We start from the raw sequence: 15,262 nt of genomic DNA on the forward strand, positions 1-15,262 counted from the left end.
AGGGGATCCCTGTGTGGGGGGATAATCCGGGTTGCTCTCCCTTGGAAACATTGATATGCATCTGAGCGAATCCTTTCGGCGCACCAAGATTGTCGCCACTATCGGCCCCGCCAGCTTGGATCCCATCATTTTGCGGGAGATGATCTTACAGGGGGCTACGACTCTTCGCCTTAACTTTTCCCATGGGGAGCATGAGCTGCACCGCCGCAGCATTCGCCTGATCCGCCAAACCTCGATGGACTTGGGCATTCAAGTCGCCATTTTACAAGACCTCCAAGGCCCCAAAATTCGCTTGGGTAAGTTTGCCGAAGGCCCGATTGCCCTCAAAGCAGGGGATCCCTTTGTACTGACCAGCCAACCGATTGCCGGATCCCAGGAACGCAGCTGGGTCACCTATGACAAATTGGCCCAGGAGGTACCAGAGGGGGCAACCATTCTCCTGGATGATGGCCGGGTGGAAATGCGGGTGGAGGCGGTGGATCCCGAAGCAGGTGAACTGTTTTGTCGCACCATCGTCGGCGGTACCCTCTCCAATAACAAGGGGGTCAATTTCCCGGGTGTGCGCCTCAGCATCCGTGCCGTCACCCAGAAAGACAAAGAAGACCTCTACTTTGGCCTCAATCAAGGGGTAGATTGGGTGGCCCTCAGCTTTGTGCGGGAGCCTTCCGATGTTTTAGAACTGCGGGAACTGATGACAGCCGTTGGCAAACGGATCCCGATCATCGTCAAGATCGAGAAACACGAAGCCATCGAACAACTAGCGGAGATCTTGGCTCTCAGTGATGGGGTCATGGTGGCCCGTGGGGATCTGGGTGTGGAGCTGCCCGCCGAAGATGTGCCGATTTTGCAAAAGCGGATGATCGCCCTCTCCAACTGTTTGGGGATCCCGGTAATCACCGCCACCCAAATGCTCGACAGCATGGCCCATAGCCCTCGCCCCACCCGTGCCGAAATTTCTGATGTGGCCAACGCCATTTTGGATGGCACCGATGCCGTCATGCTCTCCAATGAGACCGCAGTGGGCAAATATCCTGTCGAAGCTGTCGCCACCATGGCCCGTATTGCCGTCCGCACCGAGCAGGATTACTTCGGCCCGACCTACACAGAACGGCGCCAGCAAATTCGCTCCCTCACCCTACAGGAATTGGGCCAGCGCAATGGCAATGTTCCGACCCGACAAAGCCTGATCCCTGACTCCATTAGTCGGGCTGTAGGTGAGATCGCCCGCGAGTTGGATGCTGTCGCCATTATGACCCTGACCAAAACCGGGGCTACAGCCCGGAATGTCTCCAAATTTCGTCCACGCACCCCAATCCTGGCCATAACCCCGCACGTAGAAGTGGCACGGCGCATGCAGTTGGTTTGGGGGGTACGCCCGCTGCTGGTGATGGATTTGGCCACCACTCGCCAGACTTTTCAAACCGCCATCAGCCTGGCCCAGGAAGATGGCTTGCTCAATGATGGGGACTTAGTGGTGCTGAGTGCGGGTACCTTGCCGGGGGTAGCCGGATCTACCGATCTGATCAAGGTGGATGTGGTGAAATCTGTGGTGGCTCAAGGCAAAGGCTTTGGCAAAGGCATGGTTAGCGGCCCGGCTCGCATCGTTAAGTCTAGCCTCGATTCCAATAAGCTCAGTGCCGGCGATATTTTGGTGGCTCAATCTACTGATGCCAGTTATGTGGAGGCGATTAAACAGGCAGCCGGGGTGATCACCGAAGAAGAAGGCTCCTCCTCCCATGCGGCGGTGATTGGCTCGCGGTTGGGGGTGCCGGTGTTGGTGGGGGTGAAGAATGCCACTCGCCTAATCCGGGATGGGGCAATTGTCACCTTGGATGCAGAAAAAGGGGTGGTCACCTCTGGTGCAGATGGCTTGGGGTTCTAGGAACCTGCCCTTCTTTTTATTTTTTTATTTTATTTATCAATTATTTTTATTTATCAAGCTCGGTAGTCTACTTCCCATTGGCTTTTGCTGCTCGCTTGGATGGCAAAGTTGTTGGAGTGCTGAGCTATGGCAGCTCAGGAGCGCTCTCAGGTTCGGCAGCGCTGGCTGGTCAGCCACAAAGGGCATCTGGATTTTCTCCAGAGCCAAGGGCGCCTGACAAAGAATTTGCAGAAGCAATTCGAGGAGAAGCAAAAACGCTGGGGTGAGCCTATCCCTTGCTTGAGACTCACCACCACCAGGGTTTGAGGGGTGTGCCGTCGGGAAAAATTACTCCTGTGATCAGAGTGGCGCTGTGTTTCAGCCCCTCAATCAGGGATCCCTCCAGGTTGGCCTGGTCTAGATTGGCCCGGCTGATATCCGCCCGCCGCAGATTGGCCCCCTGAAACTGAGCGTGGCGCAGTTCTGTGCCGGTGAGATCGGCCCCCTCCAAGTCGGCATTTTGTAGATTGGCCCCCCGCAAATCGGCGCGGTGTAGGTAGGCCCCCCGCAAATCGGCCCCTTCCAGGTTGGATCCCCGTAGATCGGCTCCATTGAGGTCAGAATCCCGCAACTTGATTTGGCAGAGCACCAAATCCCGCAAATCCGCTTTGCTCAAGTCTTGACCGGAGAGATCTTGCCCCTGGCCTCCGTAGTTTTGTAAATGCCAGATGTGGCGCAGCCGCTCTTCTAGGAGGGTTTCTTCGGAAAGTTGGGATCCCCGCAGGCTGGTGCCGCTCACCTTTACCCCCCGCAAATCGGCTCCCCGCAGATCCGCCCCTTTCAGATCCGCCCCACTCAGTTTGACCCGTTGCAAATCTGCCTGGCGAAAATCGGTTTGCTGCAGTTTGGCGCCGCTGAAGTTACAAAAGCGCAAATGGGATCCCCGCAGGTTGGCCTCCAGCAGATTTATCCCCCCCAGGCGGGCTTCCTGGAGATCGGCATTTTCTAGATCCGCATAGGAAAAATTCCGTTCTCCACGCCGGTAGGCCACGATCACCCCTTGGGATCCCCCCACCGGACGAAATGGGCTGTAAGTGCGACAGGCTGCCTGAGCTTCCGGTTGCTGCAATTGAGACAATAAGCGCCAAGCCGCCAAGCGTACCGCCCAAGAGCTGTTGCTGGCCAAAGCCTCGATCAAATGGGTTAGGCCCGCCGGCCCGTAGTTGAGCAACTGGGGCAAAGTGGCCAAGCGCACGGCTTCGTCAGCATGGGTCAGTCGCCGTTGTACGCCTTCAATCCCCCCTAAAACCAGAGCATGGCTAGGAGCACTCCCGACCGATCGTTGCCCCCCCAACACCAGATCCCAAGAGGTTGGCCGGGATCCCTGGCTGATGCCAACAGCTGGCTGGGGGTTACCTGTCATGAGCGGATCCTGATGTCTTCTGGTCTAGACCCAACGCCCTACCACCACCCGGATGGTGCCATCTTCCAATCGTTCTTCCGCCTCGATGGCATAGCCCTGTTGTCGAGCCGAGCGCAACAAACTTTTGTGGGCATAGCGCTGCAGAATCGGTTCCAGAAAAGCCTGTTGATCGATTTTGGCTCCCCACAGATCCGCCACCAATTCGTAGTGATCGCCGTTACGTCGGAAGCCTAGGTCATAGCCATTTTTCTGACGAATCACAAAGTCGGCGCGGGTGCGATTCCACAGATAGCCCCGCAAACTGGCATTCCGCTCCACCCGATAGCCCAGCTCTTGTAGGGTTTCGGCGAGTAACTCCGCATCTTTAATCTGCACTTGAAGGGTGGTGAAATGAGACATGATTCAGCAATGCTGCTCATCAAGATGGGTACAGGATCCTCACTATAAAAGCGCTCTTGCGGGTAGAGAGAAAAGTTTAAGGAGCGTCACAAAAACGGATCCCCGGCTGCACAGCGCTCATACCTCCTGCGCTGAACTTCCCGGCTGGAGATCAGGATGACTTTCTTCTGGGGCTTGCAGGCTATCCGACCCATCTAGGCCACTGTCTAGCATTAACAAGGCTCGCGTCCGGGATCCCTGCCAGGGATCCAGCACATCCCGAATCAGTACCTCCTGGATCCACACCTGCACAATCGCTGCCAAAGGCACCGCCAAAAACAGGCCCAGCACCCCGAAGAAAAAGGCCGAGGTAATTTGGGCCACCAAGGTTAGGGCAGGCAAAAGGGAGACCTGCCGCGACATGACGATCGGCGTGAAGACGCTGCTTTCCAACTGTTGGATCAGGATGTACAGCCCTAGCACCGCCAAGGACTTCCAAGGGGCATCCGTCAAGGCCACCAGCATGGGAGCAAACACACTCAGAGTGGGACCGATATTGGGGATAAAGTTAAACACCCCCGCCAGCACCGCATTGGCCAGGATCAGGGGTACCCCCAAAATCCACAGTCCGATTCCACTCAGCAACATCACCAATGTGCTGGTGAGCATGATCCCCAGTAGCCAACCCCGCAAAGCCAACTCACAGCGCTTCAAGATATAGCGAATGCGGGGCCGATAAAAAGCCGGGAACACCGAGACAAAGGCGCGATTGTAGGCCTGGGGATTCACCAGCAGCAAAAGGGTGAGGATGATTACAAACAGCAGATTCAGCAAGGTGGCAAAAAAGGCGGTAAACGACTGCGAGAAAAAGTCTCGCGCCTGCCGCACCAGCTCCGTGGCCTGAGGTACCAAGCTATTGGCCAATTCCCGCAACGTTGGTAGCTCGATATCCGTCGGCAAAGAAAGGATGAAGGTCTCAATCAACCGTTGCGCCTGGAAGATCCCATCCGGAACCACATCGGTAAACAGCCGCCCCAACTGATCCGCCAAGGGGGGCACCACAATCAATCCCACCAAGATTGTCCCCACCAAAACCGTCAGGCCGGTGATGGCGATCGAGGGGCCCCGCCGAAAGCCATAGCGTTGTGGGATCTGGGCCAGAGTATCCAGCGCCACCGCCAACACGATTGCCCCGAACACCAACAAGACAATCTGCCGGATCTGCCAGAGCAGAACCAGCAACCCTAGCAATGCCCCCAACCCCAACCACTGGGCGAATGTCACGGCTCAACCCAACACCTCTGTTCGCCCTATCGTCGCATATTCGTGCCGGAACAGGGGATAGCCTCCAGGAAGGGATCCCTTTGTGGACGGCCAGGTATTGTCTTTTCTTGGGAAGTTGAGAAGGATCGGGATAGAAACTGTCCCTGCTGACCCTTGGCTGTAGTTGCAAGGATTTTGATAAGGTTCCAGGCAACCTCCTCTTGAGCCTCTATGCGCGATCCCATCCCTTTAGAAGCCGCCTTGGCCCTAGCCAATCTGACCGACGAAGCTCCTCTCCTTTCGGTGGGCGGGGTATCCGGCTACCTACAGTCTTTGTTGAGCGGGGATCCCTACTTGATACGCCTGTGGGTGACGGGGGAAGTCTCCAGTTGCAATCGCAGCCGCAATGGGCATCTGTTTCTTACCCTGACGGATCCAGAAACAGGCGATGCCTTGAGTGGGGTGATCTGGCAGAGTCAAACCGCCAAGCTGAGCTTCTGGCCGGAAGTGGGGCAGCAGGTGATCGTGCTCGGTCAGGTGGGCATCTACAGCCGTGGCAGCACCTATCGCATTGTTATTTGGCAATTATTACCTGCCGGAGCAGGACTTCTGGCGCTGCGATTCCAACAACTCAAAGCCCGCCTCAGTGCCGAAGGTCTATTCGACAATCAACGGCCTCTGCCCGCACACCCTCAGTGCATTGGGATCGTCAGTTCGCCCAATGCCGCCGGTTGGGGAGATATTCAACGTACCCTCAACCATCGCTACCCAGGGCTACGGGTGCTGTTTTCCCCGGCTCAAGTTCAGGGAGATGCGGCTCCTGAGTCGATTGTGCAGGCTATTCAACGGGTAGAACGGGATGGACGGGCGGAGGTGCTTTTGGTGGCGCGGGGAGGGGGAGCAAGCGAAGATTTGGCCTGTTTTAACGATGAACGGGTGGTGCGGGCGATCGCCGAATGTCGGATCCCGGTGCTCACAGGTATCGGGCACCAGCGGGATGAAACCCTAGCCGACTATGCTGCCGACTATGCTGCCCATACCCCAACCGCAGCTGCTGAGCGGATCGTGCCGGATCTGGGGGAATTGCAACACCAGGGATCCCAGCTACGGCAAACCTTAATCAACCGCATCAGCCAAGTGCTCCATAGGGCTCAGCAGCACCTCAACCACACCCAGCAGCATCTGGCCCTAGTCCATCCAGACCGGTTGCTCCAAGCTGCCCAAGACCGCCTGATCCAACAGCGCCAACGCCTGATCCAATCCTTACGGCATCATCTCCACCAGCAGCACCAGCAGCAACAGGCTCTGCGGGATCACCTGCAAGCCCTTGACCCGGAAGCCGTGCTCAGACGAGGCTATGCTCTGGTACGGGATGAACAGGGATCCCTGATCCGCACCCATCATCTGCCACCCCAGACCCGCTTGGTGATACAACTGGCCTTGGGAAGCCTGCGGGTACAAGTGGAGGAGGAAGCATGAAACAGCGTCAAGGTGGGGATCCCTGGCGTTATGAAGTTGCGATTGCCGAAGTGGAAACCCTGATCGATCAGATTGAGTCGGGGGAGTTGGATCTGGCGGAAGTGGTGGAGCGCTTTCAGCAGGCCGCCCAAACTCTGAAAACCTGTGAAGCCTTCCTCCAGCAAAAGCGCCAACAGGTGGAAATCATCATTGAGCAACTAGAGCAAGTGGATCAAGCAGAGGAGCTGGAGGAGTTTTAGGGATCCCTGCCCTTGATCTTGGCGACTTCCCCCCTTTCCGTCTGATTCACTGGTTTTGTCTTTATCCTGAGAGGCTGGCTCGAATATGTCCGCGAAGATCCTGGATGGCAAGGCCCTAGCGGCTCGCCTGCAAGCCGAGATGGCAGAGCAGGTACAAGCCTGGATCCCTCAGGTGGGTCGTCCGCCGGGATTGGCAGTGTTGCGTGTCGGGGGGGATCCTGCCAGTGCTGTTTATGTACGGGGAAAGGAGCGGGCCTGCGAGCGGGTGGGTATGGCCTCTTTTGGCCAGCATTTTCCTGTGGAGACACCCCCTGCTCAGTTGCTCGACACCATTCTCCGGCTGAACCAGGATGAGCGCATCGACGGGCTCTTGGTTCAGTTACCTCTACCCCCCGGCTGGGATCCGATCCCACCCCTATTGGCCATCGACCCTGACAAGGATGTGGATGGGTTGCACCCGACGAACTTGGGGCGGCTAGTGCGCGGGGAGCCGGGCTTGCAAAGCTGTACACCTCTGGGGGTGATGCGCCTGTTGCAGGCCGAAGGGATCCCGATTGCCGGCCAAAAGGCCGTGGTGGTAGGGCGCAGCATTTTGGTAGGCAAACCCTTGAGCTTGATGTTGTTGGCTGCCGATGCCACGGTTACCGTGGCTCATTCTCGCACTCCAGATTTAGCTGATGTGACCCGTCGTGCCGACATTGTGGTAGTGGCGGTGGGCAAACCCCGTTTGCTGTCTGCCGACATGGTCAAGCCAGGGGCAGTGGTGATCGATGTGGGCATCAACCGCACCCTAACCCCCGAAGGATCCAGCCAATTGGTGGGCGATGTCTGCTACGAAGAGGTGAAAGAGGTAGCAGCAGCCATTACCCCTGTGCCGGGAGGTGTGGGGCCGATGACGGTGACAATGCTGTTGCACAACACCCTTGAGAGTTACCGACTGCGGAATTGCCGATAACACGCCGATGACAGATGTGATTTCTGCTGTGCATCCTGCCAGTAAGTCCTCCTTTGGGATCCGCTTCCCTTTCCAACCTTGAGCATCCTAGAGCACCTGATAGTCCAGGCCAGGTTTTGGATCCCTTCCTAACTCAGGAGCACTCTTCGCTTCAAAGCTCCAAAAGTTATACTGGTGGCAACAAATGTTGAACAAACTTATCGGATTGTCCCCATGGCGCTCTTCGGATTTGGCAAAAAGTCCTCCTTGCCCACAGAACGTGATGCCCTGCCTGGACGTGCTGAGGCCATGTCGATCCTCAATCGGCACTTCGTGAACGGCAATCCGCTGCAACCGCCCTTTCCAGAGGGGATGGAGCAGGCCTTGTTTGGCATGGGTTGCTTCTGGGGGGCTGAGCGCAAGTTTTGGCAAGTGCCCGGAGTGTTTAGTACTTCCGTGGGTTACGCCGCTGGATTCACTCCCAACCCCACCTATCGGGAAGTGTGTAGTGGTCTGACAGGGCACAACGAGGTGGTGCGTGTGATTTACGACCCGACTCAAGTCAGCTACGGGCAGTTGCTGAGGGTGTTTTGGGAAAACCACGACCCAACTCAAGGGATGCGTCAAGGCAATGATGTTGGCACCCAGTACCGATCTGGCATCTATGTTTATTCTCAGGCTCAGCGGGAATGGGCAGAAAAAACTCGGGAGATCTATCAAGAGGCTCTTCAAGCACAGGGTTACGGCAAGATCACCACAGAAATTCTAGATGCGCCTGAGTTTTACTACGCCGAGGATTATCATCAGCAGTACTTGGCCAAAAACCCTGGTGGTTACTGCGGTTTGGGAGGTACTAAGGTCTGTTTGCCAGAGGTGCTGGCGGAGTCGATGTAAAGGGTATCCAGAGTGCCTTTCCCTTTCCCGTACCCTCACGCAAGTCATATTTTCTTCATAAACATATGATTGTGTGATGAAGTGAATGGTTTAAGTGATGAGCGCTATGTCTTCTGCAGCCTCCACCCGCCCTTTGGCCACCCTTTGCGCTGAGCAACATCGGGTTATCTTGCAACTCTTAACCCGGCTATCTCAGGCAACGGATTGGGAGCTTGGCCAGAAGCGAACTGCGGCCCAAAGGTTGCGGCAACGCCTGTCTCGTCACATTCAACTGGAACGCCATGCTCTTCATCCCTTGCTGCGGTCGTCCCTGAATGGGGATCCCAGCCTGCATGCTCAGCTCAATCGTCAGGAGCAGCAGTTGCGGGATCTGCTACCGGAGCTGACCCACTTTTTGCATCAGGCGGAGCGTTCTCCGCAGCAACTGGATCCCGCTGTGGCACTCCGGTTTTATCATCAGCTACGCGATCAGTTCCAGCAGGAAGAACATGTTCTGCATCCCCTGTTGGCCCGTTGTGTCTCCGCCGAAGCTGAGCAACAGCAACTGCGCCTTTTTCATCGGCGTCTGCAGGCTACCCTCTCCTCCTCTTCCTCGGCAACCCAGAACCGTCGCCCTAGCCTAGAGGAGTTGGAACGGCAAGCGGTGACCCGCCCTGTGTTGCCCAATGAGCAGTTTTGGCCGTTGCGGGAGAATACGGTGCAGCTTGTCACTCCTTAACCCAGGCGAGCTCGGCTGCAGGCTTGTCTTTTGATATCACCTCTGTTAAGTTCATGCTGACTTTCACGAGCCGGTTTTTTGTATCTACGGTTGTGTTCCGACTAGCCCCTACTGAGGCTTGGGCAGATGGAAGGTTTGGATCCAGAAGTATATGTTGACTCAGTGGCCAAAGCGCTGCAACTCCCCCTCCACCCTGATCACCGTCCAGGGGTGATTGAAAATTTTGCCCGCATCCTGCCCATTGCCAAGTTGGTGTTGGAGTTCCCTTTGCCCCAAACGGTTGAACCTGCACCCACTTTTGACCCCCTTTGCGTCAGCGGGACGGAGTTCTTACCATGACGTTGGATCCCCGTCTTCTCGGCAGTGCCGACGCGGTCTCCATTGCTACTGCTGTGCGCCAGGGAGACATCAGCGCCCAGTCGGTGGTGGCGGCTAGCCTGGAGCGGATCCAGCAAAGGGATGGAGACTTCAATTCCTTCACGGAGGTGCTCAAGGACTCTGCCCTAGAAGCGGCGGAAAAGTTGGATCAACAGGTGGCAAAAGGGATCCCGGTAGGTCCGTTGGCGGGGGTGCCCTTTGCCGTTAAGAACCTGTTTAATGTGGCCGGCCTCACCACCTTGGCTGGCTCTGTGATCAACCAGGAAAATCCTCCCGCCCCAACAGATGCGACGGTGGTGGCCCGTCTCAAGCAGGCAGGGGCGGTCTTGGTGGGTGCCCTGAACATGGACGAGTACGCTTATGGGTTCGTCACTGAAAACAGCCACTACGGCCCGACCCATAACCCTCACGATTTACAACGGATAGCAGGCGGCTCCTCTGGCGGGTCGGCAGCAGCGGTGGCGGGGGGGTTGGTGCCTCTGTCTTTGGGCAGCGATACCAACGGCTCGATTCGCGTCCCGGCTTCGTTGTGTGGCATCTACGGCCTCAAGCCCACCTATGGTCGTCTGTCACGGGCGGGGGTAGCTCTGTTTGCCGGCAGTTTTGACCATGTGGGCCCCTTTGCTCGCACGGTGGCGGATATTGCCCTCAGCTTCGATGTCATGCAAGGGCCGGATCCCAACGATCCGGTTTGTGCCCAACGCCCCGTGGAGCCCACTGTTCCACAACTGGGGCAGGGGATCGAAGGCTTGCGCATTGCCGTGGCGGATGATTACTTTGCCCGTGGCGCTGAGCTGCAAATTTTTGCCGGGGTGGAAAAGATCGCCCAAGCGCTTGGGATAACTCGCAGGGTGCGGATCCCGGAGGCCCATCGCGCCCGTGCTGCCGCCTATTTAATCACGGCTGTCGAAGGGGCCAACCTACACCTGCACAACCTGAGAAGCCGTCCCCAAGACTTTGACCCCGCCACTCGGGATCGCTTTTTGGCTGGGGCCCTGTTGCCGGCGGATTGGATCCTGCAGGCGCAGCGGTTCCGTAGTTGGTATCGCCAGCAGGTAATGACCCTTTTTCAGGAGATCGATCTGTTCATCGCCCCCACCACCCCCTGCCCCGCCCCCTTAATCGGCCAGGAGAAGATGGTGATCGATGGGGTGGAGGTGCTGACTCGGCCCAATCTGGGTCTGTACACTCAGCCGCTGTCGTTTATTGGTTTGCCCGTACTTTCTGTACCGCTACGGGAGACGGGATCCCTGCCCTTTGGGGTGCAGTTGGTAGCCGCTCCCCATCAAGAAGCCAAGCTACTGAGGGTGGCAGCCTACTTGGAATCGCTCGGGATCCCCAACGCTCAACCCGTTTAGATGAGAAGAGCTCCCGACAAAAGACTTTTTCTGTATCTTGTGTCTTTGTCGAATTTCTTCTCATGCCGAACACTATATGTACAGTTTTCTAGGGGATTATGGCTGTAAGCTGGCGGCCTTTTGTACGGATTTAGATGAGAATGGGTGAAAGGCTCAATCCTCTCGGGACAGGGCAGACAACACTCTGTACACAGGTAAGATCCTACCCTTCATATTAAAAGTAAATTAAGTCCAGAATTGTTGTATCCGATGTCCCCTTTTTGAAGTCGGGCCGATAGAATGAACGACATAAAATAGACACGGCACCCCCCAATCCGGACTCTATCTATGGATCATTCTGCTTCTGTGGCCCGCCGCTACATGAGACTGTGCGAGGCCTATCTCTCCCTGAACGAAGCCTTCGACAAGTTGGATCAATCCCACAGCAACCTACAGCGTCGCGTCAAAGGACTGTTCAGCTATTTCAATACGGCTCAGCAAGCGCTGACGCAGCTACCTGTTTTGCAACAACGCATGGAGCAAAGCGACCGCTGGCTTAACTCGTTGCGGGAAGAATTACACGTTAAGGAAACCCGAATTGGTGAATTGATCACCAACTACGACCAAGTCTGTAGTGAGCTAGATGCTACCAAAACGGAACTCATGAGCGCTCAAGCCCTGATCGAAAAACTGGAAGTAGAAAATGCTCAAGTTTTGGAACGGTTGAGTCAGTTGAGCCACTTAGAAGATGAAATGGCAGAGTTGAGAGAACAACTGACCCAGGTTAGCCTCGCTCGTCAAGAGATGGAAGCTCAAAATCGTCAGCTGGAGGGGGCTCTAGGAGACCGGGATCAACAGATTTACAGCCTGCAAGAGCGGCTGGCCCAAGCCGAACAGGAGATCGCCCTCCTGAAAGTGCAACGGGAAGAAGCCCAGCAAACTGCGCAACTGGCCACCACCCGTGCCGAACGAGCAGAAGCCAATCTGCACGCTCAGGAAGAGGAGGTACAGGCGTTAAAGGGCAAGCTATATCGCACCGAACAGCAACTGGCCATGGTGGCTCTCAATGAGTTGGAACTGTTGCTTGGCGATGGGCCGATGACTACATTCCAAGAGGCAGAACAGGCGATGGAAGCAGACGAGCAAGTACTAGAAGCTTTGCCTGCTTCTCTTTCCGAAACTGAGCGCATTTTGCGGGAGATCGATCAGTTTATTTCGGAGTTTTCCGAGCAGGCGAGACTCCAAGCGGCCTAAACAAGATTGAACTGGGCTTTGCCTCGGAGATCTCTAAAAATTAAGATCAACAAATCAACAATAAGGGCTGTCCCACAGGACAGCTTTTTTGTTTGTTGGGAAGGGATTGGGATCCCAGTTGAGGAGCTAGTCCTCCAACCAAGGCTGACAGCTACAGACCAAATTCCGATCCCCGTAGGCATTGTCAATGCGGCTGACGCTAGGCCAAAATTTGTTGGCTTTGACCCAAGGGGCTGGATAAGCCCCAACTGCACGGGAATAGGGGCGATCCCACGAATCCGCCGTCACTACTTCAGCGGTGTGGGGTGCCAGCTTGAGAGGGTTGTGTACGGGATCCGCTTCCCCCCGTTCGATGGCGGCGATCTCCTGGCGAATGGCGATCATCGCCTCACAAAAGCGATCCAACTCCGTCAAGGATTCACTCTCAGTCGGCTCCACCATCATCGTGCCCGCCACGGGCCAAGACACGGTCGGGGCATGAAAGCCATAGTCCATCAAGCGTTTGGCCACATCCTCCACCTCGATACCCGCGTTCTTCTTCAGGGGGCGCAAATCCAGGATGCACTCATGAGCTACCCAGTCATGGGAGCCTTTGTAAAGCACCGGGTAATAGGGATCCAAGCGTTTGGCAATGTAGTTGGCATTCAAAATGGCCACCTGGGTTGCGAGGGTAAGCCCGGCGGATCCCATCAGGCGAATGTAGGCCCAAGAAATGGGCAAAATACTGGCACTGCCCCAAGGGGCGGCACTGACGGGGCCACTGCATTCTGGCAAGAAGGGATGACCGGGCAGATAGGGCAACAAATGGGCCGCCACCCCGATCGGCCCCACCCCCGGCCCACCCCCCCCATGGGGAATGCAGAAGGTTTTGTGCAGGTTCAAGTGGCAGACATCCGCCCCCAACTCGCCGGGACGGCACACCCCCACCTGGGCATTGAGATTGGCCCCATCCATGTACACCTGTCCCCCGGCTTCATGCACAATCTGGCAAATGTCACGGATCCCTTCCTCAAACACCCCGTGGGTGGAAGGGTAGGTGATCATCAGGGCTGCCAGGTGCTCCCGATGTTGCTCCGCCTTGGCCCGTAAATCCGCCAGATCGATGTTGCCGGCTGCATCACAAGCCACGCTCACCACCTGCATTCCCGCCATCACTGCGCTGGCTGGGTTAGTGCCGTGGGCAGAGGTGGGGATCAGGCACACTTGCCGATGGCCTTCCCCTCGGGCCTGGTGATAATGGCGAATGGCCAGCAAACCGGCGTATTCCCCCTGGGATCCGGCATTGGGCTGCAAAGAAACTCCAGCAAAACCCGTGATCTCCGCCAGCATCTGTTCCAGTTGGGCAAATAGCGTTTGATAGCCGCGCGTCTGCTCGAGGGGGGCAAAAGGATGAATCTGAGCAAACTCCGGCCAAGTGACGGGGAGCATCTCCACCGTGGCGTTCAGCTTCATGGTGCAGGAACCCAACGGGATCATGGAGTGGGTCAGGGAGAGATCCCGGCTTTGCAGACGGTGGATATAGCGCAGCAGCTCCGTCTCGGAGTGGTAGCTGTTGAAAACGGGATGGGTGAGATAGGAACTGGTGCGCATCAAACCGGGGGGCAAACTCCGACTCAGATCGGGCAAGGGGTGAGCCCAGCCTTCAAGTTCCTCCAAGGGGAGATTGGATCCCCCAAATATCTGGAACAGATCCCAGACATCCTCAGGCGTGGTGGCCTCATCCAGGCTGATCCCCAGCGTTAGCTCGTTGATTGGCCGCAGATTCATCCGTTTTTGGGTGGCCCGAGCTTGAATCTCCTGGATCTGGGCCGGGGATTGGCCTTTCACCCAAAAGGTATCGAAAAAGTGCTCTGGCCCCACTGCATAGCCCAAATCACGGATACCTGCCGCCAACCCATGGGCTTGGCCATAGATCCTCAGAGCCATCTTCTGTAATCCCTTGGGGCCGTGATAGACGGCGTACATCGAGGCCATCACCGCCAGAAGCACCTGGGCTGTACAAATATTGCTGGTGGCTTTGTCGCGGCGGATGTGTTGCTCACGAGTTTGTAGAGCTAGGCGCAGGGCGGGGTTGCCCTGGGCATCTTGAGAAACACCTACCAAGCGTCCCGGTAGCAGGCGTTTGTGAGCCTCGCGGGTGGCAAAGTAGGCAGCATGTGGCCCTCCGTACCCGAGTGGGATCCCAAACCGTTGGGTGGAGCCGACCACAATATCTGCCCCCCATTCCCCTGGGGGTTTGAGTAGGGTAAGGCTGAGCAGATCGGCAGCCACCGTCACCAGGATCCCCTGCTGATGAGCCTGCTCCACCAGCTCCCGATAGTCACAAATCTCCCCGTAGGTGGTGGGGTACTGCAACAACAGGCCAAAACTCTCGCCCTCCAACTGGAACTCCCCCGGATCTGCAACACGAATCTGGATCCCCAAGGGCTCGGCCCGCGTCTGCAACACCGCCAACGTTTGCGGATGACAACCCTGTTCCACCCAGAAGATGTGGCTGCCTTTTGCTGCTAGCCCGTAGCTGAGAGTCATGGCTTCTGCCGCCGCCGTCCCCTCATCCAGTAAGGAAGCATTGGCGATCTCCATCCCCGTCAGGTCGATCACCATCGTCTGAAAATTCAACAGCGCTTCCAAGCGTCCCTGGGCGATCTCCGCTTGATAGGGGGTGTATTGGGTGTACCAGCCGGGGTTTTCTAGGATGTTGCGCTGAATCACGGGCGGAGTGAGACAGTTGGAGTAGCCCATGCCCAAAAACGACCGCCATACTTGATTTCGGGCAGCAATCCCCTTCAGCTCCGCCAACACCTGCTGCTCGGTGCGCAGGGATCCCAGCTTTAAGGGCCGAGCACTGCGAATCGCCGCTGGCACCGTCTTCTCGACCAGCTCAGTTAAGGAACTTAAGTCCAACACCTGCAACATCTGCTCGATCTGCTGCCGGTTCGGCCCAATGTGCCGCCCGATAAATTGTTCGGCCTGCTCAAGCAGCCCCAAGTCGGGGGAAGGGAGGGACTGCGGGATCCCCTGTGCAGAAGATCCATCCCAGCTTGGAAAGTCAAATTGAGTCGGGTGGAGAATAGCAGAGTCAGACATGATGCAAGGATAGAAGA

13 protein-coding genes are annotated in these 15,262 nt (G+C 56.7%); 9 read left to right on the top strand and 4 right to left on the bottom strand.

The features are described 5' to 3' along the window. The first annotated feature begins 55 nt into the window (after positions 1–55). Positions 56–1,882: a pyruvate kinase gene (pyk, locus tag L1047_RS05805; protein ID WP_235277927.1), complete on the top strand. Its 1,827-nt coding sequence runs from the start codon at positions 56–58 to the stop codon at positions 1,880–1,882. A 286-nt stretch (positions 1,883–2,168) separates the two neighbouring features. Here pyk and L1047_RS05810 read toward each other — a convergent pair whose 3' ends face one another. The 3 genes from L1047_RS05810 to L1047_RS05820 all read right to left on the bottom strand — a co-directional run bounded on the left by L1047_RS05810 (position 2,169) and on the right by L1047_RS05820 (position 4,946). After that, the gene (locus L1047_RS05810) at positions 2,169–3,284 is read right to left on the bottom strand and encodes a pentapeptide repeat-containing protein (protein WP_235277928.1); all 1,116 of its coding nucleotides are present in this window, start codon (positions 3,282–3,284) and stop codon (positions 2,169–2,171) included. Between the two features lie 24 nt (positions 3,285–3,308). Next, positions 3,309–3,683: a DUF1257 domain-containing protein gene (locus L1047_RS05815; protein WP_235277929.1), complete on the bottom strand. Its 375-nt coding sequence runs from the start codon at positions 3,681–3,683 to the stop codon at positions 3,309–3,311. A gap of 117 nt (positions 3,684–3,800) precedes the next feature. After that, on the bottom strand, positions 3,801–4,946 hold the full coding sequence (locus tag L1047_RS05820) for an AI-2E family transporter (protein ID WP_235277930.1): 1,146 nt from the start codon (positions 4,944–4,946) through the stop codon (positions 3,801–3,803). 210 nt (positions 4,947–5,156) lie between these two features. Between L1047_RS05820 and xseA the strand changes: the two genes are divergently transcribed. The 8 genes from xseA to L1047_RS05860 all read left to right on the top strand — a co-directional run bounded on the left by xseA (position 5,157) and on the right by L1047_RS05860 (position 12,158). After that, positions 5,157–6,404: an exodeoxyribonuclease VII large subunit gene (xseA, locus tag L1047_RS05825; protein WP_235277931.1), complete on the top strand. Its 1,248-nt coding sequence runs from the start codon at positions 5,157–5,159 to the stop codon at positions 6,402–6,404. Beyond that, on the top strand, positions 6,401–6,643 hold the full coding sequence (gene xseB / locus L1047_RS05830) for an exodeoxyribonuclease VII small subunit (protein ID WP_235277932.1): 243 nt from the start codon (positions 6,401–6,403) through the stop codon (positions 6,641–6,643). The genes xseA and xseB overlap by 4 nt, the downstream gene beginning before the upstream one ends. 85 nt (positions 6,644–6,728) lie before the next feature. Beyond that, positions 6,729–7,598: a bifunctional methylenetetrahydrofolate dehydrogenase/methenyltetrahydrofolate cyclohydrolase FolD gene (folD, locus tag L1047_RS05835; protein WP_235277933.1), complete on the top strand. Its 870-nt coding sequence runs from the start codon at positions 6,729–6,731 to the stop codon at positions 7,596–7,598. 213 nt (positions 7,599–7,811) lie between these two features. Continuing rightward, complete coding sequence (gene msrA, locus L1047_RS05840; RefSeq protein WP_235277934.1) at positions 7,812–8,471, top strand: peptide-methionine (S)-S-oxide reductase MsrA; 660 nt, start codon at positions 7,812–7,814, stop codon at positions 8,469–8,471. Positions 8,472–8,577: 106 nt separating this feature from the next. Next, entirely contained in the window at positions 8,578–9,189 is a 612-nt protein-coding gene (locus L1047_RS05845; protein WP_235277935.1) for a hemerythrin domain-containing protein, read from the top strand. Between the two features lie 126 nt (positions 9,190–9,315). Further along, on the top strand, positions 9,316–9,528 hold the full coding sequence (locus L1047_RS05850; protein WP_235277936.1) for a DUF4089 domain-containing protein: 213 nt from the start codon (positions 9,316–9,318) through the stop codon (positions 9,526–9,528). Further along, positions 9,525–10,925: an AtzE family amidohydrolase gene (locus tag L1047_RS05855; RefSeq protein WP_235277937.1), complete on the top strand. Its 1,401-nt coding sequence runs from the start codon at positions 9,525–9,527 to the stop codon at positions 10,923–10,925. Before L1047_RS05850 ends, L1047_RS05855 begins: the two co-directional genes overlap by 4 nt. Positions 10,926–11,252: 327 nt before the next feature. After that, positions 11,253–12,158 carry a hypothetical protein gene (locus tag L1047_RS05860; RefSeq protein WP_235277938.1) on the top strand — a complete coding sequence of 302 codons (906 nt, stop codon included), beginning with the start codon at positions 11,253–11,255 and terminating at the stop codon, positions 12,156–12,158. A 126-nt stretch (positions 12,159–12,284) separates the two neighbouring features. On the opposite strand, the gene gcvP is transcribed toward L1047_RS05860, so the two are convergent. Then, a complete protein-coding gene (gcvP, locus tag L1047_RS05865; protein WP_235277939.1) occupies positions 12,285–15,245 on the bottom strand; it encodes an aminomethyl-transferring glycine dehydrogenase in 2,961 nt (986 codons plus the stop codon). Positions 15,246–15,262: the final 17 nt, after the last annotated feature.

It is taken from the genome of Synechococcus sp. Nb3U1, from assembly GCF_021533835.1.
Classification (GTDB): domain Bacteria; phylum Cyanobacteriota; class Cyanobacteriia; order Thermostichales; family Thermostichaceae; genus Thermostichus.

Coding starts and splice junctions, on each gene's coding strand:
- xseA (WP_235277931.1), top strand. CDS start 5,157: ATGCGCGATCCCATCCCTTTAGAAGCCGCCTTGGCCCTAGCCAATCTG.
- L1047_RS05815 (WP_235277929.1), bottom strand. CDS start 3,683: ATGTCTCATTTCACCACCCTTCAAGTGCAGATTAAAGATGCGGAGTTA.
- pyk (WP_235277927.1), top strand. CDS start 56: ATGCATCTGAGCGAATCCTTTCGGCGCACCAAGATTGTCGCCACTATC.
- L1047_RS05860 (WP_235277938.1), top strand. CDS start 11,253: ATGGATCATTCTGCTTCTGTGGCCCGCCGCTACATGAGACTGTGCGAG.
- gcvP (WP_235277939.1), bottom strand. CDS start 15,245: ATGTCTGACTCTGCTATTCTCCACCCGACTCAATTTGACTTTCCAAGC.
- xseB (WP_235277932.1), top strand. CDS start 6,401: ATGAAACAGCGTCAAGGTGGGGATCCCTGGCGTTATGAAGTTGCGATT.
- L1047_RS05810 (WP_235277928.1), bottom strand. CDS start 3,284: ATGACAGGTAACCCCCAGCCAGCTGTTGGCATCAGCCAGGGATCCCGG.
- L1047_RS05855 (WP_235277937.1), top strand. CDS start 9,525: ATGACGTTGGATCCCCGTCTTCTCGGCAGTGCCGACGCGGTCTCCATT.
- msrA (WP_235277934.1), top strand. CDS start 7,812: ATGGCGCTCTTCGGATTTGGCAAAAAGTCCTCCTTGCCCACAGAACGT.
- folD (WP_235277933.1), top strand. CDS start 6,729: ATGTCCGCGAAGATCCTGGATGGCAAGGCCCTAGCGGCTCGCCTGCAA.
- L1047_RS05845 (WP_235277935.1), top strand. CDS start 8,578: ATGTCTTCTGCAGCCTCCACCCGCCCTTTGGCCACCCTTTGCGCTGAG.
- L1047_RS05850 (WP_235277936.1), top strand. CDS start 9,316: ATGGAAGGTTTGGATCCAGAAGTATATGTTGACTCAGTGGCCAAAGCG.